The sequence below is a fragment of the Pseudomonas sp. R43(2017) genome (assembly GCF_002112345.1).
In the GTDB taxonomy this organism is placed as follows: Bacteria; Pseudomonadota; Gammaproteobacteria; order Pseudomonadales; family Pseudomonadaceae; genus Aquipseudomonas; species Aquipseudomonas kribbensis.
The window spans coordinates 20,130-45,471 of the sequence record NZ_NEHJ01000012.1; the positions used below are offsets into that span (position 1 = coordinate 20,130).

29 protein-coding genes are annotated in these 25,342 nt (G+C 61.7%); 17 read left to right on the plus strand and 12 right to left on the minus strand.

The genetic code is table 11. From position 1 onward, the window contains the following. Positions 1 to 69: 69 nt before the first annotated feature. From CAG02_RS28330 to CAG02_RS28345, 4 genes are all read left to right on the plus strand, one after another. Entirely contained in the window at positions 70 to 504 is a 435-nt protein-coding gene (locus CAG02_RS28330; protein ID WP_085708708.1) for a rhodanese-like domain-containing protein, read from the plus strand. 255 nt (positions 505 to 759) lie between these two features. Next, positions 760 to 1,539: an ABC transporter substrate-binding protein gene (locus CAG02_RS28335; RefSeq protein ID WP_085686295.1), complete on the plus strand. Its 780-nt coding sequence runs from the start codon at positions 760 to 762 to the stop codon at positions 1,537 to 1,539. A 127-nt stretch (positions 1,540 to 1,666) separates the two neighbouring features. Beyond that, entirely contained in the window at positions 1,667 to 2,779 is a 1,113-nt protein-coding gene (locus CAG02_RS28340; protein WP_085708707.1) for a succinylglutamate desuccinylase/aspartoacylase family protein, read from the plus strand. A 67-nt stretch (positions 2,780 to 2,846) separates the two neighbouring features. After that, the gene (locus tag CAG02_RS28345) at positions 2,847 to 3,563 is read left to right on the plus strand and encodes an alpha/beta hydrolase (RefSeq protein WP_085708706.1); all 717 of its coding nucleotides are present in this window, start codon (positions 2,847 to 2,849) and stop codon (positions 3,561 to 3,563) included. 3 nt (positions 3,564 to 3,566) lie between these two features. On the opposite strand, the gene CAG02_RS28350 is transcribed toward CAG02_RS28345, so the two are convergent. Together CAG02_RS28350 and CAG02_RS28355 are read right to left on the minus strand one after the other, a co-directional pair. Next, positions 3,567 to 4,133 carry a hypothetical protein gene (locus CAG02_RS28350; protein WP_085708705.1) on the minus strand — a complete coding sequence of 189 codons (567 nt, stop codon included), beginning with the start codon at positions 4,131 to 4,133 and terminating at the stop codon, positions 3,567 to 3,569. 86 nt (positions 4,134 to 4,219) lie between these two features. Then, positions 4,220 to 4,993, minus strand: coding sequence for a hypothetical protein (locus tag CAG02_RS28355; RefSeq protein ID WP_085708704.1), 774 nt, complete (start codon positions 4,991 to 4,993; stop codon positions 4,220 to 4,222). Between the two features lie 147 nt (positions 4,994 to 5,140). On the opposite strand from CAG02_RS28355, the gene CAG02_RS28360 reads away from it, so the two are divergent. Together CAG02_RS28360 and CAG02_RS28365 are read left to right on the plus strand one after the other, a co-directional pair. Then, the gene (locus CAG02_RS28360; protein ID WP_085708703.1) at positions 5,141 to 5,680 is read left to right on the plus strand and encodes a chalcone isomerase family protein; all 540 of its coding nucleotides are present in this window, start codon (positions 5,141 to 5,143) and stop codon (positions 5,678 to 5,680) included. Between the two features lie 76 nt (positions 5,681 to 5,756). Continuing rightward, positions 5,757 to 7,076, plus strand: a complete 1,320-nt coding sequence (locus tag CAG02_RS28365) for an Nramp family divalent metal transporter (RefSeq protein WP_085708702.1) — start codon at positions 5,757 to 5,759, stop codon at positions 7,074 to 7,076. On the opposite strand, the gene CAG02_RS28370 is transcribed toward CAG02_RS28365, so the two are convergent. Continuing rightward, a complete protein-coding gene (locus CAG02_RS28370; protein ID WP_085708744.1) occupies positions 7,073 to 7,966 on the minus strand; it encodes a LysR family transcriptional regulator in 894 nt (297 codons plus the stop codon). The two genes, CAG02_RS28365 and CAG02_RS28370, sit on opposite strands and share 4 nt — an antisense overlap. Before the next feature lie 114 nt (positions 7,967 to 8,080). Between CAG02_RS28370 and CAG02_RS28375 the strand changes: the two genes are divergently transcribed. After that, on the plus strand, positions 8,081 to 8,683 hold the full coding sequence (locus CAG02_RS28375; RefSeq protein WP_085708701.1) for an NADPH-dependent F420 reductase: 603 nt from the start codon (positions 8,081 to 8,083) through the stop codon (positions 8,681 to 8,683). 106 nt (positions 8,684 to 8,789) lie between these two features. Here the strand turns inward: CAG02_RS28375 and CAG02_RS28380 are convergent, their stop codons facing one another. Genes CAG02_RS28380 through CAG02_RS28390 form a run of 3 tightly spaced genes read right to left on the minus strand, consistent with a single transcriptional unit; the run spans position 8,790 to position 11,371 of the window. Then, positions 8,790 to 9,971: an acetyl-CoA C-acetyltransferase gene (locus CAG02_RS28380; protein WP_085708700.1), complete on the minus strand. Its 1,182-nt coding sequence runs from the start codon at positions 9,969 to 9,971 to the stop codon at positions 8,790 to 8,792. Positions 9,972 to 9,982: 11 nt separating this feature from the next. Then, positions 9,983 to 10,648: a CoA transferase subunit B gene (locus CAG02_RS28385; RefSeq protein ID WP_085708699.1), complete on the minus strand. Its 666-nt coding sequence runs from the start codon at positions 10,646 to 10,648 to the stop codon at positions 9,983 to 9,985. A 24-nt stretch (positions 10,649 to 10,672) separates the two neighbouring features. After that, positions 10,673 to 11,371, minus strand: a complete 699-nt coding sequence (locus CAG02_RS28390; protein ID WP_085708698.1) for a CoA transferase subunit A — start codon at positions 11,369 to 11,371, stop codon at positions 10,673 to 10,675. Positions 11,372 to 11,592: 221 nt separating this feature from the next. Here CAG02_RS28390 and CAG02_RS28395 point away from each other — a divergent pair, with 221 nt between their 5' ends. Beyond that, positions 11,593 to 12,471 (plus strand): LysR family transcriptional regulator, encoded by an 879-nt coding sequence (locus CAG02_RS28395; protein ID WP_085708697.1) that lies wholly within the window; start codon positions 11,593 to 11,595, stop codon positions 12,469 to 12,471. Here the strand turns inward: CAG02_RS28395 and CAG02_RS28400 are convergent. Then, positions 12,455 to 13,303, minus strand: a complete 849-nt coding sequence (locus tag CAG02_RS28400) for an NAD-dependent protein deacetylase (RefSeq protein WP_085708696.1) — start codon at positions 13,301 to 13,303, stop codon at positions 12,455 to 12,457. The two genes, CAG02_RS28395 and CAG02_RS28400, sit on opposite strands and share 17 nt — an antisense overlap. Positions 13,304 to 13,383: 80 nt before the next feature. After that, on the minus strand, positions 13,384 to 14,430 hold the full coding sequence (locus tag CAG02_RS28405; RefSeq protein ID WP_085708695.1) for a class I SAM-dependent methyltransferase: 1,047 nt from the start codon (positions 14,428 to 14,430) through the stop codon (positions 13,384 to 13,386). Positions 14,431 to 14,878: 448 nt separating this feature from the next. Here CAG02_RS28405 and CAG02_RS28410 point away from each other — a divergent pair, with 448 nt between their 5' ends. The 3 genes from CAG02_RS28410 (at position 14,879) to CAG02_RS28420 (ending at position 17,352) form a co-directional block, all read left to right on the plus strand. Next, a complete protein-coding gene (locus CAG02_RS28410) occupies positions 14,879 to 15,412 on the plus strand; it encodes a hypothetical protein (protein ID WP_085708694.1) in 534 nt (177 codons plus the stop codon). 358 nt (positions 15,413 to 15,770) lie between these two features. Beyond that, complete coding sequence (locus tag CAG02_RS28415; protein ID WP_085708693.1) at positions 15,771 to 16,610, plus strand: DUF692 domain-containing protein; 840 nt, start codon at positions 15,771 to 15,773, stop codon at positions 16,608 to 16,610. Beyond that, positions 16,603 to 17,352: a DUF2063 domain-containing protein gene (locus tag CAG02_RS28420; protein ID WP_085708692.1), complete on the plus strand. Its 750-nt coding sequence runs from the start codon at positions 16,603 to 16,605 to the stop codon at positions 17,350 to 17,352. The genes CAG02_RS28415 and CAG02_RS28420 overlap by 8 nt, the downstream gene beginning before the upstream one ends. A 127-nt stretch (positions 17,353 to 17,479) precedes the next feature. Here CAG02_RS28420 and CAG02_RS28425 read toward each other — a convergent pair whose 3' ends face one another. Next, complete coding sequence (locus CAG02_RS28425; RefSeq protein ID WP_085708691.1) at positions 17,480 to 18,787, minus strand: ATP-binding protein; 1,308 nt, start codon at positions 18,785 to 18,787, stop codon at positions 17,480 to 17,482. Next, positions 18,784 to 19,524, minus strand: a complete 741-nt coding sequence (locus CAG02_RS28430; protein WP_085708690.1) for a response regulator — start codon at positions 19,522 to 19,524, stop codon at positions 18,784 to 18,786. The genes CAG02_RS28425 and CAG02_RS28430 overlap by 4 nt, the downstream gene beginning before the upstream one ends. Before the next feature lie 308 nt (positions 19,525 to 19,832). Here CAG02_RS28430 and CAG02_RS28435 point away from each other — a divergent pair, with 308 nt between their 5' ends. The 3 genes from CAG02_RS28435 (at position 19,833) to CAG02_RS28445 (ending at position 21,715) form a co-directional block, all read left to right on the plus strand. Further along, positions 19,833 to 20,093, plus strand: a complete 261-nt coding sequence (locus tag CAG02_RS28435; protein ID WP_085708689.1) for a DUF2790 domain-containing protein — start codon at positions 19,833 to 19,835, stop codon at positions 20,091 to 20,093. Between the two features lie 32 nt (positions 20,094 to 20,125). Next, positions 20,126 to 20,422: a hypothetical protein gene (locus CAG02_RS28440; protein WP_085708688.1), complete on the plus strand. Its 297-nt coding sequence runs from the start codon at positions 20,126 to 20,128 to the stop codon at positions 20,420 to 20,422. 78 nt (positions 20,423 to 20,500) lie between these two features. After that, on the plus strand, positions 20,501 to 21,715 hold the full coding sequence (locus tag CAG02_RS28445; RefSeq protein WP_085708687.1) for a cytochrome c biogenesis protein DipZ: 1,215 nt from the start codon (positions 20,501 to 20,503) through the stop codon (positions 21,713 to 21,715). Between the two features lie 25 nt (positions 21,716 to 21,740). Here the strand turns inward: CAG02_RS28445 and CAG02_RS28450 are convergent, their stop codons facing one another. Next, on the minus strand, positions 21,741 to 22,202 hold the full coding sequence (locus CAG02_RS28450; RefSeq protein WP_085708686.1) for a GNAT family N-acetyltransferase: 462 nt from the start codon (positions 22,200 to 22,202) through the stop codon (positions 21,741 to 21,743). A gap of 228 nt (positions 22,203 to 22,430) precedes the next feature. Here CAG02_RS28450 and CAG02_RS28455 point away from each other — a divergent pair, with 228 nt between their 5' ends. Then, positions 22,431 to 22,703: a DUF4242 domain-containing protein gene (locus CAG02_RS28455; RefSeq protein WP_085708685.1), complete on the plus strand. Its 273-nt coding sequence runs from the start codon at positions 22,431 to 22,433 to the stop codon at positions 22,701 to 22,703. Between the two features lie 33 nt (positions 22,704 to 22,736). Further along, positions 22,737 to 23,549 carry a class I SAM-dependent methyltransferase gene (locus CAG02_RS28460; protein ID WP_085708684.1) on the plus strand — a complete coding sequence of 271 codons (813 nt, stop codon included), beginning with the start codon at positions 22,737 to 22,739 and terminating at the stop codon, positions 23,547 to 23,549. Between the two features lie 18 nt (positions 23,550 to 23,567). Here CAG02_RS28460 and pcsA read toward each other — a convergent pair whose 3' ends face one another. After that, a complete protein-coding gene (gene pcsA / locus CAG02_RS28465; protein WP_085708683.1) occupies positions 23,568 to 24,290 on the minus strand; it encodes a phosphatidylcholine synthase in 723 nt (240 codons plus the stop codon). Between the two features lie 259 nt (positions 24,291 to 24,549). Here pcsA and CAG02_RS28470 point away from each other — a divergent pair, with 259 nt between their 5' ends. After that, entirely contained in the window at positions 24,550 to 25,305 is a 756-nt protein-coding gene (locus CAG02_RS28470; protein ID WP_085708682.1) for a tellurite resistance TerB family protein, read from the plus strand. The last annotated feature ends 37 nt before the right edge of the window (positions 25,306 to 25,342 follow it).

Here is a 25,342-nt window from a genome sequence, read left to right on the forward strand (position 1 = left end):
CCACTGTAGCGGCAAGCAGTGACTCGATAAAGTCTGTTCATCCCTTCACAGACGTAGGAGCAACACAACATGCCCAGCCTGGTTCGCGAAATTCCTGCCGCTCCGTCGGCGATTGCCCTGATGCACTTCAGCAACCGTCTGACCTTCGAAACCGATTGTTCCGACGTCTTCAACAGCCAGGAGGCCGGTGAGGTCGACTTCGTTCTGGTGGACGTGCGCGGGCCGCTGGCCTTCGAGCGCGGCCATGTGCCGGGGGCAATTAACATTCCCGGGCGTTTGCTGACGGCGGAAGGACTGGTGGACTACTCGAAAAACACACTTTTCGTGGTGTATTGCGCGGGTCCCCACTGCAACGGCGCCAACAAGGCCGCAGTGAAACTGGCGGCGCTGGGTTATCCGGTCAAGGAGATGATCGGCGGGGTGACCGGCTGGCTCGATGAGGGCTTCGAATTGAGTATTGCAGCACCGCGAGCCGCGACCCACCCGATTGCCTGCGATTGCTGATAATCAGTGAGTTGCCGCCCTCGGCGGCAACTTTTAATGGCTTTGTCCTACAACCCTTGCACCGCTCTGGCGCACACTTTTCCTACGTGATGGCACTCGCCGATTTTCTGTAAGTATTTGTCGCTTAAACACAATTTGCCCCGTGCGCGCCGCCATAGACTGCCGGCCACTTCGGTTTCTTTGCGCTCCATAGCCCAAGGCCGAACCTGACAATCGAAAGCTGCCAATAAAAGCCTCCGCACACGGGAGTAATAAATGAAAAAGCTGGTTATGTTCGGTGCCCTGGCACTGTCGATGTTGTCCCTGACCGCCGTGGCCGAAGACGCCAAGCCGATCCGTATCGGTATCGAAGCCGGTTACCCGCCATTCTCGATGAAAACCCCTGACGGCAAACTGGCCGGTTTCGACGTGGACATCGGCGATGCGCTGTGTGAGCAGATGAAAGTCAAATGCACCTGGGTCGAGCAAGAGTTCGACGGCCTGATCCCGGCGCTGAAAGTGAAGAAGATCGACGCGATCCTGTCCTCGATGACCATCACTGACGACCGCAAGAAAAACGTTGATTTCACCATCAAGTACTACCACACCCCGGCGCGCTTCGTGATGAAGGAAGGCTCCGGCGTGAAAGACCCGCTGGTCGAACTCAAAGGCAAGAAAGTCGGCGTGCTGCGCGCCAGTACCCACGACCGCTACGCCACCGAAGTGCTGGTACCGGCCGGGATCGAACTGGTGCGTTACGGCTCGCAGCAGGAAGCCAACCTGGACATGGTGTCCGGTCGTATCGACGCGATGCTGGCCGACTCGGTCAACCTGAGCGACGGTTTCCTGAAAACCGACGCCGGCAAAGGCTTCGAATTCGTCGGCCCGACCTACGAAGACGCCAAATACTTCGGCGGTGGTGCCGGTATTGCCGTGCGTAAAGGCGATACCGAGCTGGCAGAGAAATTCAACACCGCCATCAATGAAATCCGCGCCAACGGCAAGTACAAGCAAGTGCAGGACAAGTACTTCGACTTTGACGTGTACGGCCATTAATACGCCGTAGAAAAAAGTGGCCCCGTTGACGCGGTGGCCACTTTTTTTTCGCCTGTGATTTATCCTGTCAGCACATTTTCAATGCAGTCGCTGTCTGGCAGCGACTACAGAATTTCCGGAGTTCCCCATGCAACGCATCGATCATGTTCTGCCCTGGAGCCACCTGGGCAGCGAACGTTCCCTCAGCGTCTTCCGTTACGGCGCCGGCCCGCGCAAGGTCTACATCCAGGCCAGCCTGCACGCCGATGAGCTGCCGGGGATGCGCACCGCGTGGGAACTGAAAAAACGCCTGGCCGAGCTGGAAAGCAACGGCCAGTTACAAGGCGTGATCGAACTGGTGCCGGTGGCCAATCCGATCGGTCTCGATCAACACCTGCAAGGCAGTCACATGGGCCGTTTCGAACTGGCGAGCGGCAAGAACTTCAACCGCTCCTTCGTCGAGCTCAGCGGCCCGGTGGCCGCGCGCGTCGGCGATCAGTTGGGTAACGATGCCGGGGCTAACGTCGCGCTGATCCGCCAGACCATGGGCCAGGTACTCGACGAACTGCCGGCCCCGGCTTCGCAACTGGAAGCGCTGCATCGCCTGTTGCTGCGCCACGCCTGCGAAGCAAACGTCACGCTGGACCTGCATTGCGATTTCGACGCGGCGATTCACATCTACGCATTGCCGCAACACTGGCCGCAGTGGCAACCCCTGGCCGCGCGCCTGAAGGCTGGCGTGGCGCTGTTGTGCGAAGACTCCGGCGGCAGTTCGTTCGATGAATCGTGCTCCACTCCATGGTTGCGTCTGGCGCGGATGTTCCCGGGTGCGGCGATTCCACCGGCCAACCTCGCCACCACCCTGGAGCTGGGCAGCATGGGCGACACCCGGGTCGATCAGGCCCAGGCCAATTGCGAAGCGATTCTGGGGTTCCTCGCCGAGCAGGGCTTCATCAGCGGCGAATGGCCGAAGGCGCCAGAGGAATGCTGCGAAGGCATGCCGTTCGAAGGCACCGAATACCTGTTCGCCCCACACCATGGCGTGGTGAGTTTCCTGCGCAATGCCGGTGAATGGGTCGAGCGCGGTGATGCGCTGTTCGAAGTGGTCGATCCATTGAAGGATCGCGTGACCACTGTATGCGCCGGCACCAGCGGCGTGTTGTTTGCCATCGACCGTGGGCGCTACACCCAGCCGGGCATCTGGCAGGCGAAAGTGGCGGGGCGCGAGCCGATTCGCGCGGGCAAGTTGATCAACGACTGATGACCCCATCTTCCGGATCACAGTGTTAGGCTCTGCCCCGAACCCTGCACTGTGTGAAGGAAGGCTTATGTTGAAGGTGTTTGCTCTGTTGACCCTCTTGGCGTCCAGCGCCGTCCATGCTCAAACCTCGCTGCAAACCGATCTGCCACTGAACTACCTGGCCCAGGTTCACCCGGATGCCGAACAGCGTCCGCTGGTGGTGTTCCTGCACGGCTACGGCAGTAACGAAGCCGATCTGATCGGTATGAAATTTCAGCTGCCCAAGCAGTACAACTACCTGTCGGTGCAGGCACCGATGGCGTTGGGGGAAGGGCGTTTCCAGTGGTTTCGCAAGAAGGGTGACGGTGCCTACAACGGCGAAACCGATGATCTGAAGGATGCCAGCCAGAAGCTGCGGGCCTTTATCGCTGCGGCGGCGCAGAAATATCACGCGCAACCGGACAAGGTGTACCTGATCGGTTTCAGTCAGGGCGCGATGATGACCTACGAGGTTGGCTTGCGGCAGCCGGCGGCGGTCGGTGGTATCGCCGCATTGAGCGGGCGAGTGCTGCCGGTGCTCAAGGGTGAGCTGAAGTCAGCGCAACAGCATCCGCCGTTGGCGATCTTCATCGGCCATGGCACGGCGGATGACCGCGTGCCTTACAGTGGCGCCACGGCCGCCAAAGATCTGTTGGAGACGCTGGATTACAAACCGCAATTTCATGCCTATCCCGGCGTCGGCCACAGCATCAGCGCGGCCGAGCTTCGGGATCTGAACGATTGGTTGCAGCGACTCAATCCCTGAGCATCACTTTTCCTTGAGGATGGTTTTCACCAGGGCATCGTGACCGCTCTTGTCGCTGGCCCGGGAAATCACCTGGACCAGTGCCATGTGCGTGCCGGAGCCTGCGATCAGCGTGGTGTTGAGGGTCTGGCCGCCGCCCTGGGTGGCGGTGCTGTCCACCTGACGCAGGCCGAGGCCGTTGCCTTTCTGGGTCAGGCTTTTCTCGCTGAGCTTGTTGAAGTCCGGTAGTGCCTTGCGCTGGGCGTCGATGAAATCGGACACGGTGCCGTCGAGAAACGCACTGTCGTTGTCCTTGACGTTGTTGCCTTCGGGAATCTGGTTTTCGGCGGTGATGACCACCGTTTTGGTGGCGTCGTTGGTGAACATCGTGCCCTTGGCACCGGTCGGGCCGGCCGGCAGCGGGTCACCGACAAAGCCTTTGGGCAGGACAAAACTGAGCTTGCCGTCGAGCATCGAGACTTTCTCGGTGACAGCCTTCTCTTTGGCCTTGGCTGCCTGAGCATCGAGGGCGCCGAAACCGGCCACCGCCGCCAGCAACAGGACGACGGCTTTCTTGCTAAGCAATGACATTCGAATCTCCGAGGGATGGTCGCGCTTGGGCGGCGATCATCCCACGGAGCACACCCGGCACTCCAGAGCGGTTTGTCCGGGCAGGCTCAGTTTGTCGATGGCGCAGGCGCCGGTTTGGCCAGCAATTGCCGGGTAACCCCGAGCATCGCCACCGAAACGGCCACCGCCACCACGAAGCCGCCGAACCCCAGACTTGGAACGGTCAGCGCCAGGACCAGACAAAACGCCGAAAACGAATACATCCCCGTGGCTGTCGCCCGCAACAACGCAGCGGTAAACGCCGGCCCCCGCGTTTGCTGGGAGAACACCGCCATCACGCTGCCGAGCACCGGGAACACCGCGAGCAATCCGCTCCAGCGCTCGCCGACGGTGCTGGCCAGCATCGTCACCACCAGCGTCAACGCCGCGCCGGCAACCATCCGCCAGATCAGTTTGTCCGACTTCGGCGCCGGGCCACCGACCACCGGTTGCACCTTGGGGAACAGGTACGGCGCGGCGAGCAGGGCGGTCGCAGCGGCGGCGATGGAGAAGGGCAACGACGCCGGAATCAGCGATAGAATCAGCGCGAGCACGGCCCAGACCGACAAAGACACAACCAGCGCCAACGGCCAGTTCGCCCGCTGCGCCACCTGTGCATAGGTGACGCAAAACGCGATCATCGCAAACATGGCCGACAGCGCCGCGACCGCCGATTGCGCGGCAAACGCCGGCCCTTGCTCGATGGCGAGGAAAAACAGAATCGGCCCGACCACCACCGGCAACCCCGACAGCCACCCGGCGACGCTGGGACCCCAACGCTTGCCGGCCAGAGAAATCAGCAGCAGAAAACCGGGAATCAGCAGCAGTTTGAGGATCAGCACGCAAGTGTCTCCATCGGGTCAATGAGGGCCACGTTAGCACTGTCGTGAATGGATTGCCGCAAATGCATGCAATAAATGTATACAAAGTGCCGGGCGTGATCGCCGACTATGCTCTGACTATCAGGGTTTACCGGAGTCGATGTCGCGATGAGCAGACCACCGAAGGTGTTGCGTGGATGCTGCGGAATCGGCTTGTGGGCGCTGTTGCTGACGCCGACCTGGGCCAGTTGGCAGGACGCGGTGCCCGGGGCGCAGATCATCGGCACCGGGGATTTCAGCGTGTTCGGTTTCGATATTTATAACGCCCGGTTGTGGAGTGCCGCGCGTCCGTTGGCTGACGGTCAGCCTTTCGCCCTGGAATTGATCTACCGGCGCAGTGTGTCGCGCGAAGATCTGGTGAAGGCCAGTGTCGACGAGATCAAACGCCTGGCCGGTTCTTCCATCAGCCCGGCGCAATTGGCGGTGTGGCAAGCGCAGATGCAGCAATCGTTTGTCGATGTGCAGGCCGGCACGCGGATTACCGGGGTGTATCTGCCGGGGCAGGGGGCGCGGTTCTTTGTCGGCCAGCAGTTGCAGCACGAGATCGACGACCCGCTGTTCGCCCGGGCATTTTTCAACATCTGGCTGGATCCGCGCACGCGCAATCCCGAACTGCGCCAGCAATTGCTCGGCACTGCCAAACCCTGAGCGCAGCACATCGGCGCTTGGGCGCGTCGACTGAAACGTCTAAGCTGCGTCTTTCGACTTGTTTCTGGATGTGTGCGTGAAATTCAGCTTGCCCAAAATCGCCACCGCGCCATTCTGCCCGCCGGAAGTGGCCGGCAGCGTCCCGGTGGATCCGAATGCCTCGTTCTTCAAACGCGTGCTGCGCTTTGCCGGCCCGGGTTTGCTGGTGTCGATCGGCTATATGGACCCGGGCAACTGGGCCACCGCCATCGAGGCCGGTTCGCGCTTCGGCTACAGCCTGTTGTTCGTGGTGTTGCTGGCGAGTCTGGCGGGCATGGTCGTGCAATGCCTGTGTTCGCGGTTGGGTATCGCCACCGGGCGTGACCTGGCTCAGTTGTCCCGCGAACGCTACAGCACCCCGACGGCGCGGTTGCAATGGGTGCTGGCGGAAATCTCGATCATCGCCACCGACCTTGCGGAAGTGCTCGGCTGCGCACTGGCGTTTCACCTGTTGCTGGGTTGTTCACTGACGTTCGGCATCGCCCTCACGGCGTTCGATACATTGCTGGTGCTGGCTCTGCAAAACCGTGGTTTCCGCCGACTGGAAGCGATCATGCTGGTACTGGTGGGCACCATCGGCGTGTGCTTCTTCGTCGAGTTATTGCTGATCAAACCGTACTGGCCGGACGTCGCCCAAGGTTTCAAACCGTCACTGTCGGCGATCAGCGATGCGGCGCCGCTGTACCTGGCCATCGGCATCCTTGGCGCCACGGTGATGCCGCATAACCTGTACCTGCACACCTCGATCGTACAAACGCGGCTGATCGGCCAGGATCTGGCGAGCAAACAGGACGCGGTGAACCTGGCGCGCATCGACACCATCGGCTCGCTGGCGCTGGCGTTGCTGGTCAACGCGGCGATCCTGATTCTCGCCGCAGCTGCGTTCCATCAGACCGGACATTCCGATGTGGTGGACATTCAGGACGCCTACCACTTGCTCGATCCGCTGGTGGGCGGCGCGTTGGCCAGTGTGCTGTTCGGCGTGGCGCTGCTGGCGTCGGGGCAGAGTTCGACCTTCACCGGCACCATCGCCGGGCAGGTGATCATGGAAGGTTATCTGAACCTGCGGATTCCCTGCTGGCAGCGGCGCCTGATCACCCGAGGGCTGGCGCTGATCCCGGCGTTCATCGGCGTTTGGCTGATGGGCGATGGCGCGGTGGGCAAGTTGCTGGTGTTGAGTCAGGTGGTGTTGAGCCTGCAATTGCCGTTTGCGCTGTACCCGCTGATTCGCATGACCAACGACAAACAGCTGATGGGGCCGTTTGTGAATCGAATGCCGACCAAGGTTCTCGCGTGGGGATTGTTTGTGGTGATCAGCGGCGCCAATGCCTGGTTGATTCTGCAGCTGGCCGCCTAACGGCCAAAGGCACCCACCACAAAGTCAATGAACACCCGGGTCTTGGCCGGCATCAAGGTACGGCTCGGGTAGTACAGCGATATCGCCCCGGCATCGCATTGCCAGTCGGGCAACAGCCGCACCAGTTCACCACGCTCGATCTGCGCGCTGACATCGGGCAACACCAGCATCGTCACCCCTAGGCCCAGCAGCGCAGCCTTGCGCATGGCCATCGGATCGTTGAGCACGATGTCTGGATTCAGCAGAGCGCCGGCCTGTTCGCCAGCGTCGTTGTGCATTTGCCATTGGCGGATGCGTCCTGTGCGCAGGCCACGCATGACGATGCCCTGGTGGTCGGCGAGGTCTGTCGGATGCCGGGGCAGGGTGCGTCCGGCCAGATAGGCCGGCGAGGCCACTGCCAATATTTCAGCGGACGCCAGTCGCCGTGAAACCACGCCGGGCGTCAACTCGAATCCTCCACCAATCGCCACGTCATAACCCTCGGCGATCAAGTCCACCTGACGATTTTCGAAGTGCCATTCCGGGCGGATCAACGGATAGCGCGCCAGAAACTCCGGCAGCAGCGGCAGCATGTGATCGATGCCGAACGTCGGCGGCAGGCTGATCTTGAGCACCCCCGCCGGCCCGCCGCGCTCGGTCGTCACCCCTGCAATCGCTGCCTGCAACGCATCGAGGTTGCCGCCGATACTCGCCAGAAAACCCTCACCGGCCTCGGTCAGCGACAGCTTGCGGGTCGAGCGCTGAAACAGCCGTACGCCGAGATTGCGTTCCAGGATCGCCACGTTGCGGCTGACCGCTGCCGGAGTCAGCGCCAGCAACCGTGCGGCAGCGGAGAAGCTGCCGGTCTCGGCGCTGCGGACGAAGGATTCAAGGTTGGCAAGAGTTTCCATGGTTTCGGCCTGATAGCGATGCTTGAAGATCATTCAAGGCATTACCGGCTAATCAAGTGGGAATGGCAAGCGCAAGATTCGTTTCGAGTCTTGCCAAACCTTCTGGAGAACACCATGAGCACTATCGGAATTATCGGCGCTGGCGCCATCGGTTCAGCGTTTGCCAAAGCCTTGTCGCGTCAGGGCATCCCGTTGGTCATCGCCAACAGTCGCGGGCCGGAGACCCTGGCTGAACTGGTCGCAGAACTCGGCCCGACCGCCCGCGCCGTCACCCGTGAAGAAGCCGCCGCCCAGGACATCGTGCTGGTCGCGGTGAACTGGTCGAAACTGCCGACCGCACTGGCCGGGCTGCCGGACTTCGGCGGGCGGATCGTCATCGACGCCAACAACTCGATTGAAGCGCCGTCGTTCAAACCGGTGGATTTGCAGGGGCGACCGTCCAGCGAAGTGTTCGCTGAATGGGTGCCGGGCGCGCGGGTGGTCAAAGCGTTCAACCATTTGTTGGCGCGTTTGCTGGAAGCGGACCCGGCGTCGGAGGGCGGCAAGCGCGTGCTGTTCCTGTCCGGAGATGATGCGCAGGCCAAGGCTGAAGTCGGCGCGCTGATCGATCAGCTCGGCTTCTTCGGGATCGACCTGGGCGAGTTGAGCGTGGGGGCGCGGCTGGTGCAGTTCCCGGGCGGGCCGTTACCGGTGCTGAATCTGGTGAAGTTCGACTGACGCTCAGGCAAAAAAATACCCGGTGCGACGTGAGTCGCACCGGGCTTGTTGCCAACGGATGGCGGATGTCGTGGATCCGCCGTCCGCTGTTGTGCCTGTTTTGCGCTTACGCGCGTTCCAGCGCCAGGGCCACGCCTTGACCGCCGCCGATGCACAGGGTCGCGAGACCCTTTTTCGCATCACGCTTGATCATTTCGTGCAGCAGGGTCACCAGCACACGGCAGCCCGACGCACCGATCGGGTGACCGAGGGCGATGGCGCCGCCGTTGACGTTGACCTTGTCCAGATCCCATTGCAGATCCTTGGCCACCGCCAGGGATTGCGCGGCGAAGGCTTCGTTGGCTTCGATCAGGTCCAGTTGGCCGATGTTCCAGCCGGCCTTGTCCAGGCAGCGGCGAGTGGCGGACACCGGGCCGATGCCCATGATCGCCGGGTCAACACCGGCGTTGGCGTAGGCGGCGATTTTCGCCAGTACCGGCAGGCCCAGGGCCTTGGCTTTTTCGGCGCTCATCAGAATGACCGCGGCGGCGCCGTCGTTCAGCGACGAAGCGTTGCCGGCGGTGACGCTGCCGTCCTTCTTGAACGCTGGACGCAGTTTGGCCAGGGATTCGGCGGTGGTGTCGCCGCGCGGCTGCTCGTCGACCTTGAACGCTACCGGATCGCCTTTACGCTGCGGGATCAGGATCGGGGTGATTTCATCGACAAAACGCCCGGCCTCGATGGCGGCTGCTGCTTTCTGTTGCGACGCGGCAGCGAAGGCGTCCTGCTGCTCGCGACTGATCTCGTACTTCTCGACCAGATTTTCGGCGGTGATGCCCATGTGGTAGTCGTTGAACGCGTCCCACAGGCCATCGCTGATCATGGTGTCGACGATTTGTGCGTGCCCCATGCGCAGGCCGGTGCGCGCGCCCGGCATCACATAGTTGGCCAGGCTCATGTTTTCTTGGCCGCCGGCGATGATCACTTCCGCGTCGCCGCAACGGATCGCCTGGGCGCCGAGGTGCAGGGCCTTGAGGCCCGAGCCGCAGACTTTGTTCAGGGTCATGGCGGGTACGGCGTGGGGTAGGCCGGCCTTGATCGCCGACTGGCGTGCCGGGTTCTGGCCGGCGCCGGCGGTCAGCACTTGGCCCATGATCACTTCATCGACCTGGGCACCGTCCAGGCCGGTCTGCTCAAGCAACTGGCGGATGACCGCTGCGCCCAGATCCACGGCGGAGACGGTGGCCAGCGAACCCTGGAAACTGCCGATCGCGGTACGCGTGGCGGCAACAATGACGACGTCTTGCATTTTCGAATTCCTCACTCGGCAGCGAACTGCATTTCCGGCACGTGATCCGGGACGACAAGTTTACCAGCGGTTTTGGCGACGATTTCCTCGACACTGACGCCAGGTGCGCGTTCCTTGAGGACAAAAGCGCCATTTTCGATTTCCAGGTACGCCAGGTCAGTCAGCACGCGCTTGATGCAGCCGGCGCCGGTCAGCGGCAGGCTGCACTGGCTCAGCAACTTGGACTCACCGTCCTTGGACGCGTGGGTCATGATGACGATGATGTTGTCGGCGCCGGCCACCAGGTCCATCGCACCGCCCATACCCTTGACCAGTTTGCCGGGGATCATCCACGAGGCGATGTTGCCTTGCACGTCCACTTCGAAGGCGCCGAGCACGGTCAGGTCGACATGACCGCCACGGATCATCGCGAAGGACTCGGCGGAGTTGAAGATCGATGCGCCGATGCGTGCGGTCACGGTCTGTTTACCGGCGTTGATCATGTCGGCGTCGATGGTTTCTTCAGTCGGGAAAGGCCCCATGCCGAGCAGGCCGTTTTCCGATTGCAGCATGACTTCCATGCCTTCGGGGATGTAGTTGGCGACCAGGGTCGGGATACCGATGCCGAGGTTCACGTAGAAGCCGTCCTGCATTTCGCGGGCGACGCGTTGAGCCATTTGTTCGCGGGAAAGTGCCATGTTTTTGTTCTCCGTCAGCCTGGATTATTTGCGGATGGTGCGTTGTTCGATGCGTTTTTCGAACGTGCCGCAAATGACCCGGTCGACGTAGATGCCGGGGGTGTGGATCTGCGACGGATCCAGCTCGCCGGGTTCGACGATTTCTTCGACTTCGACCACGGTGATCTTGCCGGCGGTGGCGGCCAGCGGGTTGAAGTTCTGGGCGGTATGGCGGTAGATGACGTTGCCGAAATGGTCGGCTTTCCAGCCTTTGACGATGGCGAAGTCGCCGGTGATGGATTCTTCCATCAGGTACTTGCGACCGTGGAATTCACGCACTTCCTTGCCTTCGGCAACCGGAGTGCCGACGCCGGTGGCGGTGAAGAACGCCGGAATGCCGGCGCCGCCTGCGCGCATTTTTTCGGCGAGGGTGCCTTGCGGGGTCAGGACGACTTCGATGTCGCCTTTGAGCAGTTGCTCTTCGAACAGTTTGTTTTCGCCGACGTAGGAGGCGACCACCTTGCGGATCTGGCGGTCGGTCAGCAGCACGCCGAGGCCGAAACCATCGACGCCGCAGTTGTTGGAGACGACGGTGAGGTCGCGGGTGCCTTTGCGTTTGATCTCGGCGATCAGGTTTTCCGGAATGCCGCACAGGCCGAAGCCGCCGGCGATCACGGTCATGCCGTTTTCAAGGCCCGCCATGGCTTCCTCGTAGGAATACACGCGCTTGTCGAAACCTGCCATATGCACCTCTTTTATTGTTTGTCGGGCGGCTGGCTAGCCGAATGACTGGAGTGTCTCGCTGGGGGATATATTTGTTAAGTTGATTTTTAAGGTTGATTGATTGATAAAGCTCATCAAATGACTTGGTTCTCTGTTCCCACGCAGGAGCGTGGGAGCGATCAGGAAATGCTCGCCGTAGTCGGCGGGCGGATGTACAGCTTAGCCGTTGGAGCGACACGACCATGACCATCAAGCAGATCCGCGCCTTTCTCGCTGTCGCGCAGAGCCTGAGTTTCGCTGTGGCCTGCGAGCGTCTGCACCTGTCGCAATCGGCGCTGAGCCTGACCATCAAGGCGCTGGAAGAGGGGTTGGGCGGGCGCCTGTTCAGCCGCAACACGCGCAACGTGGCGCTGACCCCGGAAGGGGAATCGCTGTTGCCGCTGGCCCGGCGCCTGATCGCCGACTGGGACAACGCCGAAGACGAAATGCGCCAGCGCTTCAGCCTGCAACGGGGGCGAGTGACGCTGGCGGCGATGCCGTCGTTTGCCGGCAATCTGCTGCCGCCGATACTCAAGACCTTCCGCGCGCGTTATCCGAACGTCAACGTCACGGTCAACGACGTGATCAACGAGCAAGTGCTGGAAATGGTCCGCGATCGTCAGGTGGAACTTGGCGTGGCCTTCGAACCGTTGCAGAACACTTCGCTGACCTTCACACCTCTTTATAAGGATCGCTTTGTCGCGGTAGTGCCACAGGACTCACCGCTGGCCCGGCGCACCGATATCGACTGGCAGACCTTGCTGCAGGAGCCGTTCATCACCCTGCAACGCCCGTCCACGGTGCGGGTGATGCTTGAGGAACACCTGCAGGCCCGGGGCATGAAACTGCCGGTGGAATTCGAAAGCCATCAACTGGCGACGGTCGGGCGGATGGTTGCCAGCGGCTTGGGCGTCAGTGCGGTACCGGCGTTGTGCGCCGAGCAGATGCGCGAACTGGGGGCGCGCTGTCTGACCCTGCATGAGCCGGTGGTGGAGCGGGCGATTGGCGTGTTGACTGATTCCGGGAATGAGTTGTCGGCGGCGGCGCAGGCGTTGTTCGACATCCTTAAGGCTGAGCATTGAGGTGTTGTGTCAGTAACGGCAATAGCTGTTCGCAAGACGCCTCGATCTTCAAATCCAGCAACTCATCCGCCCGGGTCTTCCCAAGATTGATCGCAATCAGCGGCTTGCCGCGATCCGCGATCACCCGGCACAGGCGAAACGCCGAATACGCCATCAACGACGACCCGACCACCAGCATCCCGGCGGCATTCTCCGCCGCCGCCATGGCCCGTGCCGCCGTCGGTTGCGCCACGTTTTCGCCAAAAAACACCACGTCCGGCTTCATCCGTTCGCCTTCGCAATGCGGACAATGCGGCACCTGGAAACGCGCCTCGAAAGCCGGATCCAGCAGGGTGTCGCCGTCTGGCGCCTGCACCGCATCGACACCCGCCAGATACGGGTTCTGCGTTTCCATCAATTGCTGAATCGAATCCCGCTCGCTGCGCAAACCGCAATCCAGACACAGCACCCGATGCAGGCTGCCGTGCAGTTCGATGACGTCGTGGCTGCCGGCCTGATCGTGCAAGGTATCGACATTTTGGGTGATCAGACCGCCGATCCGGCCGTGGCTTTGCAGGCTGGCCAGCGCTTCGTGGGCCGCGTTCGGTTGCGCCTGACGCACACGTGGCCAACCGAGCATCGCCCGGGCCCAGTAGCGACGGCGCGACTCGGGCGCCGACAGAAATTCCTGATACATCATCGGCTGCCGGCCACGGCGCACGCCGTTGGTGTCGCGGTAGTCCGGGATGCCGGACGGCGTGCTGATGCCGGCGCCGGTCAGCACCACGAAATCGCCGTCGGCCATGGCCTGTTGCAGGTAATCGAGGTGTTCGTGGAGGGGGCGGTCGAGCATGGTCAGCGCTCCGCAGGCTGTGAGTGCCTTGCAGGTTAGCACCGCCGGGCGCCTCTTATGGAGGCGCCCGGTAACAACGTTTACTTGCGTGCCTCCAGAATCAGGTTGAACGGCGTCTGCGTCGCCCGCCGGAACTGCTTGAACCCGGCTTCGCTGAACACTTTGCGCAAGCGCATCTCGCCGGCTTGCGCACCGAGCCCCAGGCCCACCTCCTGAGACAGCGAGTTCGGCGTGCAGATGAACGTCGACGCTGCATAGAACAGCCGCCCGACCGGATTGATGTTGTCGTCCAGCGTGTCGTTGGCAAAGGGTTCGACCAACAACACCGTGCCGTCGTCCTTCAGGCAATCGTAGGCATGCCGCGCCGCACCGACCGGGTCGCCCATGTCGTGCAGGCAGTCGAAGTAGCAGATCAGGTCGTAGTCATCGCCGGGAAAGCTTTTCGCCGTGCCCTGGAAAAACCGCGCCCGGCTGCTCACTCCGCCTTCTTCGGCCCGCTGGGTGGCGACACTCACTGATGGCGCGTGGTAGTCGAAACCGACGAAACGCGAGTTGGGGTAAGCCTGGGCCATGATCACCGTGGAGGCGCCATGACCGCAGCCGACATCGGCGACCTTGGCGCCGTCTTCGAGTTTGGCCACCACGCCGTCCAGCGCCGGCAGCCATTCGGCGATCAGGTGCCCTTTGTAGCCAGGACGGAAGAACCGTTCGGTGCCGGTGAACATGCACGGATGGTGATCACCCCAGGGCAGGGCGCCATTGCCGCGCATGGCTTTGACCAGCTTGTCCTTGTCGTGGAAAAACGACGCCACCACGCCCAGCCCGCCGGCCACATAGACCGGCGAATCTTCCTTGGCCAGGGCCATGGCCTGTTCTTCCGGCAGACGGAATTTGCCGTCCAGGTGTTCCATATAGCCTGAGGCTGCATGGGCGCTGAGCCATTCGCGCACCAGTCGGGTGTTGCAGGCGGTTTTTTCGGCGAGGGTTTCCGGGGCGATCGGCTGGCTGTCGGCCATGGCCTTATACAAGCCAAGTTCTTCGCCGACGATGACATTGGCCAGCATCGCCGCGCCGCCCATGTCGTTGACCAGTTTGCCCATGAACTCGTTGAGTCTGGCCTCGTCCATGTCATGTGCTCCTGTCAAGGATCACAGTCCGGTGGTGATGGGGGTCGAGGCATTCACCACCGGGCGGTGGTCGTGGAAACGGGCAGGGCGACACTGCTGTCCTGCGTCCCCCTCGACTGGGTACTGATTGAGTCTAGTCGGTGTTGGGACCGCCGAAAGCACGATAGGCGCACTTCCTTACGCAACACGCAGATTTTGCCTACAACTTCGACGTGGCTCTATCCCATATTCTGAATCGACTCGGTCGAGGCAAGGACTTTTGAGTGCTGAAGTCTTTGTTTATCTGTGAAGTCCGAAGCCACTTCCTCGCACAGATTGATCGAGTCCGCCGAGAAATCATCCCCGCTAAAAGCCATGAACTCTGTCGTCTTGCCGGGTTACTCACCGATGGTGCTCGGGAGCCGAAGCACAGAAATAAAGTGATGCATTGGATGCAACGGAGAGCGAATTGACCGCCTACTTTCCACCGCTGTGCATAGGCGGAGTGACGTACAACCTTTCTCATCTAGAACCCTTTACATTCACGATTCAGAGTCAATTGGCGAGGCGTGATTTGCGCGTGCATGTCACTTTTTCGAATCATTGTTTCAGCACGGGGTACGATCAAGCCTTACATCCGGCCGGGGAGCCCATCCTGCTCGACCATGCCCAGCGGCAGCGTAGCTTTTGCATGACCCGCTACCGCCTTTCACTGTCACTGCCGCCAGTGATCAAGGGATTGAATCATCCCCAGGCGAAAGTCGGTGAAACGGCGGCGATGCGAAACTGGGCGTACTCCATCATGATTGAGGATCCGAGCGGGCCCTACCATGTTTTTTTTGAGTTGCGCCGCGCTGCAGAAGGGAAGCCACAAGATCTCAACCTGGTCGTGGAAAGCGCCTACCACCAGACTGAAAAGCCGCCCAGGCTGTTCGGGAAAATGGGATTTATGCTGCTATGCGGTAAGGTCTACCTTCGGCAACCGACCTCCACCAAACGCTGATGCCAGAAACGAAAAAAGGCGCCAGAGGCGCCTTTTTCGATTCGGTAAAGCAGATCCAGACACCACTTGCGAACCGCCTTGCGCGGTTACAGCTCTCGCTGCCGGGAAGCGCTCAATCTCATCTGGTCAGTCGCTTCGATGGGGGCAAAACTAACGAAAACTGGCAGATACGTCAATGAATTCGTAACTCGTCGTTCAGGAAGAGGGCAGCGGGTCTGTATCCCATTGTGTACAGGCTCGTCGCCGATACAAAAACCGCCATTTCCCGCGCAGCGCCCACACAGCCGCGATACACCCGCCGGTTTAACTGAGCCTCTCGGCCGCCACTGTCGGCGGCTCCTTTGCAGAGGTCTTGCCCATGCAGATTCCCCACCCCACCTTGCAGGCCAGCGTCGGGCTCGGCCTGCGTCGCGGCCTGATGAAAGATCTTCAAGCCGCCCGCACCGGCGATTTCGACTTTCTCGAAGTCGCCCCGGAAAACTGGATCGGCGTCGGCGGCGCTCACGGTGCCGCATTGCGTGAACTGGCCGAGCGTTATCCGTTGTCCTGCCACGGCCTGTCGTTGTCGCTCGGCGGGTCGGCGCCGCTGGACGTCGATTTCCTTCGGGAAGTCCGGGTGTTTCTCGATCATTACAACGTGCCGCTGTACAGCGAGCACCTGAGTTATTGCAGCGACGACGGTCACCTTTATGACCTGCTGCCGCTGCCGTTCACCGAAGAGGCGGTGCACCACGTTGCCGCGCGGATCCGTCAGGCCCAGGACATTCTCGGCCGGCGCCTGGCGGTGGAAAACGTTTCCTATTACGCCGCTCCCCGACAGGACATGGACGAGGTGACCTTCACCAATGCCGTGCTGCGCGAGGCCGATTGCGACCTGCTGCTGGACGTCAACAACGTCTACGTCAACTCGATCAACCACGGCTTCGACCCGCAGACGTTTCTGGCCGGGATCGAACCGGGCCGGGTGGTCGGGATGCACGTGGCCGGGCATTTCGACGAGTCCCACACACTGAAGATCGACACCCACGGCGCTTCGGTGAAACCGGTGGTCTGGTCGTTGCTGGCAGAGGCCTACGCACGCTTTGGCGCACAGCCGACCTTGCTCGAACGCGACTTCAACTTCCCGGCCTTCTCTGAACTGGTGGCCGAGTTGCGGACCATTCGCCGCTTGCAGCATCAGGGAGGCCAGCGTGGATAACCTTGAGCAGCAACAACAGGCCCTGACTCGTTATCTGCGCGATCCCGAGAACCAGACGCCCCCGGCTGACATGAACGCGGCGCGGGTCAACGTCTATCGCGACCTGGTGTTCAACAATGTCTCGCAACTGCTGGGCGGGACCTTCCCGGTGCTGATCCGGATCATCGGCCAGGAGCGCTGGCGCGCCCTGATTCGCGGCTTCCTGCGGGACTACCGCGCGCAGACGCCGAAATTCGGTGAGATCGCCGAAGAGTTCGTCGGTTACCTCGCCTCGGAGCCCGCAGCGTTGAGCACGGGTGAGTGGCCGGCGTTTCTGGTGGAACTGGCGCATTACGAGTGGGTGGAGATGGTGTTGCAGCAGTCCGATGCCGATCCGCTGCCGGCCAGTGATCCTGCATTGCTGCTGGAGCAGCCATTGCAGGTTTCGGCGCTGGCCTGGCCATTGGCGTACGCGTGGCCGGTGCAGATCCTCAGCCCTGAATATCAGCCGTCCACGCCACCGGCCCAGCCAACGTTGTTGCTGGTGCGGCGCGCGGCGGATTTCAGTGTGAAGTTTTCCGAGCTGAGTCCGTTAGCGTGGCGGTTGTTGCAGCGGGTTGGCGAGTTCCCGTTGCTGAGCGGTCGTGAGCAACTGGAGGGTCTGGCGATGGAGGTGGGTTTGCCGGGAACTGCATCGTTCATGGACAGCGGACTGGCGTTGTTGCAGCAGATGCATGAGGACGGTGTGATCGGAATCAACTGATCCCACCCATTCAACTAGGCATTGTGGGAGCGAGCTTGCTCGCGATTTTGGTCTGTCAGCCAATGAAAACTTTGGCTGAACTGGCGCTATCGCGAGCAAGCTCGCTCCCACAGGATTTGTGTGTCTTTCAGGATTGGTGAGGGAGTCTGAGTTCAGCACACAATCCGCCACCTTCACGGTTGCTCAGACTCAGCGAACCACCCAGCGCCATCGCCAGTTGCTGGGCAATCGCCAGACCGAGGCCGGTGCCGCCGGTGCTGCGGTTGCGCGAGTTTTCCACGCGATAGAACGGCTCCATTACCTGGGCCAGTTCCTCTTCGGCGATGCCCGGCCCGCGATCCATCACCTTGATCGAGAGGCCGGTCTTGTCCCGTTGAATCAACAGCTCGGCAGCGCCGGCAAACTTCAGCGCGTTGTCGGTCAGGTTGACCAGTACCCGGCGCAGGGCGTGGGGACGGGTGTCGATGACCGCTTCACTCTTGCCGCTCAATTGCACCTCTTTGCCCATGTCCTGGTAGTCGAACACCAGGCTGTCGAGGAACGAATCGAGGTTGGTGCGCCGGCTTTCTTCGGTCGAACCGTGGATGCTGCGGGCATACGCCACGCCCTCACGCACCAGGTGCTCCATCTCGCCGAGGTCGTTCCACAGTTTGTCCTTTTCCGCCGAATCGTCCATGAACTCCGCCCGCAGTTTCATCCGGGTGATCGGGGTTTGCAGATCGTGGGAAATCGCTGCCAGCAACTGCATGCGTTCTTTCAGGTACGCGGCGATCCGCGCCTGCATGGTGTTGAACGCACGGGCGGCGTACGCCACTTCGTTCGGGCCCTGTTCATCCAGATTGATCGGGTGGGCGTTGGGATCAAGGGTTTCCACCGCGTTGGCCAGACGGGTGAGCGGACGGATGGCGATGCGCACCGCCAGCCAGGTGCAGGCAATCATCAGCGCCAGTTGCCCCAGCAGCACCACCGGCAGCCAAGGCGACAGCGGCACCATCGACGGTCGAACGTCGATGGTCACCGGGCTGCCGTCGCTCAGGCGCAGGTGGCCCTGAAAGTGCTTTTTCGGCCCTGGAATGTCGGTGAAAGTCAGCGGATAGGCTTCGCCGATGGCGTCGGTGATCGAGGTGACCGCGATCGGTACTTCGCCGGCACCGATCGGTGTACCCGGTTCGCCCTCGCTGAGCAGGTAACCGTAGTTGGGCCGGGCCAGACGTTCGAGCCACATCGGACGCTCGTCGGCCGGCAGTCGGTCGAGGATCGCAATCGAGGTTGAAACGTCGGTTTCCAGGTTGCCGAGCATGGTGTTCTTCGCGCTTTCGTAGCGCTCGTAATACTGCGCGCCGAACGACAGGGCTTGGGCCAGGATCAGGCCGATCAGAAAAATCAGCGACAACCGCGAGGCGAGGGTACGCGGCCAGTGCAGCGCAACCTTCATGCCGGGGCTCCGAGGATTTCCACCGGCAGCGAGAACACATAACCCTCGCTGCGCACGGTCTTGATGTACGCCGGTTCGCGGGCGTCGTCGAGCAGACGCTGGCGCAGACGACTGACCAGCAGGTCGATGGAGCGGTCGAACAGATCGGCGTCACGGCCCTGGGTCAGGTTGAGCAACTGATCGCGGCTCAGCACCCGCTGCGGATGATCGAGGAACACTCGCAGCAAGCGGTACTCCGCGCCGCTCAAGGCGACCATGGTGCCGTCGGTGTCCAGCAGATGCCGGGCCGAGGTGTCGAGCTGCCAGCGACCGAAGGCCAGCAAGCGACCGCTCTCGGTGACCACCAGATTGGGCGGCAGCATGCGCGTGCGGCGCAGCACGGCATTGATTCGCGCCAGCAGCTCGCGGGCGGCGAAAGGTTTGGTCAGGTAGTCGTCGGCGCCCATTTCCAGGCCGATGATGCGGTCGGTCTCATCGTTGCGTGCGGTGAGCATCAAGACCGGCGTGGCTTTGTGTTTGCCGGCGCGCAATTCGCGGCACAGCAGCAGGCCGTCATCCCCCGGCATCATGATGTCGAGCACGATCAGGTCGACAGTGTTGGCTTCCAGAAAACTGCGCATCTGCCGGCCATCGGCGACCACGGTGGTGCGCAGGCCGTTCTTTTTCAGGTAATTGCCAACCAGTTCGCGAATCTCGCGGTCGTCATCGACGATGAGAATGTGATCGACATGATCCATGGAGCCAAACCTCTATCAAGTGGGGGAATGTCTCGCAGTCTATAGAGCCCGCGCGGGCTCGCCTGCCTGCCTTTGTATTGCAGTGTATCTGCCGCAACGACGGATACATGTGGACGCAAAATCAGGATTTTTTCAGGGTTTTGTATCGCTGTGTATCCCCAGGCGGGCGAGATACGTAGCGATTTATACCGGCCGTTTTCCGACACAGACGGGATACCTCGCGAGCTTTAAATGAGCTCCATCGAGGCACACCACAGCGCCTCGGCTCAATCAACCGATCTACCCATTGAAGCCCTGAGGAAAACGCCATGACCAACAAATCCGTAATCGCCGCTTGCCTGTTCGCTGCCCTGAACATCTGCACCCTGTCGGCCCGCGCCGAAGCCGTTGCCCCGCAAACCTACACCTACGGCACACATCTGGATATCCAGAAAGTGATCTCGATGAAAGAAGACAAATCGATGACCTGCGGCATCGTCGACGCCCGTATGACCTACCTCGATTCGGCCGGTCAGACCCGCGTGCTCGACTACAGCAAATTCGCCGACGGCTGCGACAACCAGAACTGATCCGCCACTCACTGACTTAAAGGAAGATTGCCATGAACAACGTATCGCGTTTCTTGACCGCCATTGCCTTCTCTTTTGCCGGTGTCGCGGCTCACGCCAACAGCGCCGTGGAGCAGAGCAGCTGCGCCGGCAGCACCTGCTTTCAGCTGAGCCCGGTAGCGAAACAGGGCAGCGATGCCTTGATCGCCGCCGACGGCGCCAGCCACACGCCACAAGGGCAGATGGTCGCGGCAGACGGCTCCAGCCATACACCGCAAGGGCAGATGGTTGCCGAAAACGGCGCCAGCCGCACGCCACAAAGCCAATGGCTGGACAGCCAGAACGCCTGAGTCCCCGTGCGTGTCTGCCGGTGAACGGCAGACACCTCTTTTATCGGCAGACCGCCCATCCTTCAAGAGGTGAACCTCATGTTCCTTATCGCTTTCCTGGGCGGTCTGTTGACTGTCCTCAGCCCCTGCATCCTGCCGGTGGTGCCGTTTCTGTTTGCCGGCGCCGACCGCACGCGCTCTTCGATCCTGCTGACCCTCGGCGGCATGGCTCTGACCTTCGCCCTGATCTCCAGCCTCGCGGTGGTCAGCAGCGAGTGGGTGATCCAGGCCAACAACACCGGCCGACACATCGCGCTGATCGTGATGGTGCTGTTTGCGCTGTCGCTGATTTCCGCACGCATCGGTGACTGGCTGGCACGGCCGTTCGTGTTGCTTGGCAATCGCCTGGACCCGGACACCCGCAAGAAGGCTGGCCCCATGGGGTCGGTGATGATCGGCGTGGCCACCGGTCTGTTGTGGGCACCGTGCGCCGGCCCGATCCTCGGTGTGATCCTCACCGGTGCCATGCTGCAAGGCGCCAGCGCCCAGACCAGCCTGTTGCTGCTGGCCTACGGCGCGGGCAGTGCGCTGTCGCTGGGGACGCTGATTTTCGCCGGTCGCGGCCTGGTCAACCGGCTGAAACCGTCGATCCCGTTCACGGGCTGGTTCCGTCGTGGCGCAGGTGTCGCCGTGCTGGCGGCGGCGGTGGTGATTTCCACCGGTGCCGATCGCACCCTGCTGGCCGGTACATCGTCCGAGGGCGTCGCCAGTGTCGAGAAAAACGTGTTGGAAAACGCACCGAAAGTGATCGATTACTTCATCAGCAAAGTGCGGGCGGATTCGACTTCGGACGAGCAAGGCAAAGGCGCGATGCCGTCGCTGGCCGGTGCAGTGCAATGGCTGAACTCACCGGAACTGAACGCTGAATCCCTGCGCGGCAAAGTGGTGCTGGTGGACTTCTGGACCTACGACTGCATCAACTGCCAGCACACACTGCCGTATGTGAAGGATTGGGAGAAGAAGTACGGCAAGGACGGCCTGGTGGTGATTGGCGTGCACACCCCGGAATACGGTTACGAGCGGATCATCGACAACGTCAAGGATCAGGTGAAGAAACTTGGCATCACCTACCCGGTGGCCATCGACAACAACTACGCGATCTGGCGCAACTTCGACAACCAGTACTGGCCGGCGCACTACCTGATCGATGCCAAGGGGCAGGTGCGTTACACCCACTTTGGCGAGGGTCGTTATGAGGCGCAGGAGCAGATGATTCAGCAATTGCTGAAAGAGGCCAAGGCACCGGCAGCCTGAAGCCTGAACCGCGGACATCAATGGCTCACAGGTCGCGCACCATGAGCCATTGTTCGTTGTCCCATGCTTGAAAACGTTCCATTACTGTCCAGCCGCGTTTGGCGTAGTAATCCTGCTTGTTCTGCGTGTGCAGGTAGAAGCGCGGCAGGCCTTGTTTCCTGGCTTCCCCGGCAATGCCTTCGATCAGTTTTTCTGCCAGACCCTGCCCGCGAGATTCCGGACTGACCAGTACACACGCCAGCCAGGGCCCCAGATCCGGTCGTTGGGCGAGATCCGCACGCGCCAGTGCCGCGCCACCGAGCAGACGCTCGCCGTCCAGTGCGATCAGGCAGCGCCAGTCACCATTGGTTTGTCCTTCGGCAAACTCCCGTTGCCATTCGGTCAGCGGCTGATCGGCGTATTCGTAGTGAAACTGGCGGTGGATCCACTCGGCGTAGGTGTTGCTGTGTTGCATGTGTTCGGCGAGCCATACGAGGCGTAATGACATGTTCGGATTCCATTCACGGGGCAGGTCTGCATGAAAGCCGATCCGCCTGCGTATTGGCAATCCCGGGCAGTGTTTCGAGCGCTTTACAGAATCCCGCCACTCATCGGCGAAGTCCCGGTTTACGGGGCTCTCCAGACGATTGGCAAGGACGCCGCACAGTCTCGGGACGATAGTGAAAGAGCAGGGCTGTATCCGCCCTGTCACTGATAAAAAGAAAGCGAGGTTGCCATGCCGAAATTCGTGATTGAACGCGAGATTCCAGGGGCCGGAAACCTGTCGGAGCAAGAACTCAAGGCGGTATCGCAAACGTCCTGTCAGGTGTTGCGTGAACTCGGGCCGCAGGTGCAGTGGCTGCAGAGTTACGTCACCGCCGACAAGATCTACTGCGTGTACATCGCCCCTGATGAGGAGCTGGTGCGCGAGCATGCGCGGCTGGGTGGATTCCCGGCCAACAGCGTGTCTCGGGTAATGAGTGTCATCGACCCGACCACCGCCGAGTGACGCCCGATCCAGCCTGTCTTGGAGCACCTGTTGATGAGCACCCCCATCGATCTCAATGTCCTCAAGGAACGCCAGAAAGTCGCGTGGGCCAGTGGCGACTATGCCGTGATCGGCACCACCTTGCAGATCGTCGGGGAGAATCTCGCCGAAGCCTGCGATCTACGCTGCGATGAAGAAGTGCTGGACGTCGCCGCCGGCAATGGCAATGCCACGCTGGCGGCGGCGCGTCGGGGTTGTCGGGTGCTGTCCACCGACTATGTCGCGGCATTGCTGGAGCGTGGCCAGGACCGGGCGCGGGCCGAACATCTGGACGTGACTTTTCAAGTGGCCGATGCCGAAGCGCTGCCGTTTGCCGACGCCAGTTTTGATGCGGTGCTGTCGACTTTCGGGGTGATGTTCGCCCCGGATCAGGCCAAGGCAGCGCAGGAACTGGCCCGGGTCTGTCGCCGTGGCGGGCGGATCGGTCTGGCCAACTGGACGCCGGAAGGCTTCGTCGGCCAGATGTTCAAGACCCTCGGTCGCCATCTGCCACCGCCGACCGGTGCGCAACCGCCGTCGAACTGGGGCGCGGAAGCCTGGCTGCATTCGCAGTTCGATGAGCGCCGGTTCCTGATGCAAGTGACTCGCCGCCACTTCAATTTCCGTTATCGCTCGGCGGCACACTTCATCGACATCTTCCGTCACTGGTACGGGCCGGTGCACAAGGCGTTCGCGGCGCTGCCACCGGAAAGCGGGCAGGCGCTGGAAGGGGATCTGACGCAACTGATCGACGGGCTGAACCGGGCGGGGCCGGGTTCGATGGTGGTGCCCAGTGAGTATCTGGAGGTGGTCATAACCAAACGTTGAGCGCTCCCACAGGTTCTTCTATTTCAGATGGGCACTGTCAAACCACTCCAGCGCCGTACGCCAGATGCAGATGCCGAGGAAATACGCCGACGCCAGCAGCCACAAACCCATCACCAGCGGGTTGATGACCGGGTGGTTGAGCACCAGCGACAGGCTGCACAACAGCCAGATCGCCGTCACCGCGATGTTGATCGGCATGAAGCGGCGCACACGGAACGGGTGCAGGAATTTCATCCGGGTGATGGTCAGCAGCGCGAGACCGATCACGGTCAGGAAGGTAATCCACGGCCCCGGGGCGATGATGTACAGGCACAGCGCGACCACGTTCCACGCGGCGGGGAAACCGACGAAGTAGTTGTCCTTGCTCTTCATGTTGACGTTGCAGAAGCAGAACAGCGACGACACCAGAATCAGCGACACGGTCAGCAGCAGGGTGTAGTCGGGCAGGGGAATGTAGCGATAGATGAACAGCGCCGGAATGAACACGTAGGTCAGGTAATCGATCACCAGATCGAGGATCGATCCGTCGAAACTCGGCAGCACCGACTGCACGTTGACCTTGCGCGCCAGCGCTCCGTCGAGGCCGTCGACGATCAGCGCGACGCCCAGCCACATCAGGCAGTGGGTCGGCTGGTTTTCCAGCAGGGCGAGGGTGGCGAGGAAGGCGGTGACCACGCCGGTCGCGGTGAAACCATGGGCGCCCCAGGCCTTGAGCCTGGCAATGTGGACGGTCGATATCACAGGGGCGTTCTCCAGAAAGTGAAGCAAGCCGGGAATCACACTTGAGCAACAAGGGTGGCGGCCAACCGGGTCGGGTTTGCAGCTATCGACCGGTCGGGCCGGGATAAGGTTCATCCTTCATGAATCTTAGCTGGCCGGGAAAATTTTTCGACGCCGAAATCGCTTCCCCGCAGCAGCGTCAGCCAAACGGTGCTGGCACAACCCGTGCGCAGGTCTATCGTTGCCTGACGCAGTTACGCCTTTGCCTGAGGATGACGTCATGAACACCAGTGATCTGCTCGAACAACTGCTGCGAGGCCAGGCCTCGGCGGGACAACAAAGTGGCGCCTCGGCCGGCGATGGCCTGGGCGGGCTCGGCGGTTTGCTGGGCGGCTTGCTCGGTGGCGGTGGCACCAGCGGCGGCGGTGCGCCTGCCGGCGGACTCGGTGGCCTTGGTGGGCTGCTCGGCGGATTGCTCGGTGGCGGCGGTTTGGGTGGCGGTTTGGGTGGCGGGGCGCTGGGCGGTGGAACGCAAAGTCGTTCCGGCGGGACCAACTACGCAGCCCTGGCCTCGCTGGGGATGATGGCGTTTCAGGCCTATCAGGCCTGGCAGCGCAGTCAGGCGTCGGCGGCGCCGCAACAGACACCACAGACGGCGGACCTGCTGGCCGGCCCGCAAGTCGAGGAGCACAGCCACGCGGTATTGCGCGCACTGATCGCGGCGGCCAAGGCCGACGGGCGGATCGACGAGTCGGAGAAACAGTTGATCAGCAGCGAAATCGGCCGCCACACCGATGACCCGGGCCTGCAGCAATGGCTGGACGCCGAAGTCGCCAAACCCCTCGATGCCCGCGAAGTCGCGCAAGCGGCGAACAACGATCCGGCGGTGGCTGCCGAAATGTATATCGCCAGCGTGATGCTGGTGGACGACCAGCAGGACGCCGAACGCAATTACCTGGATGAACTGGCGGCCGCCTTGCAGATCGATCCCGAGTTGCAGGTGCATCTGGAACAACAGGCCAAAGGCACCGCCTGAAACACCTCAACACCCGGGCCCCGGACGTTTCCATCCG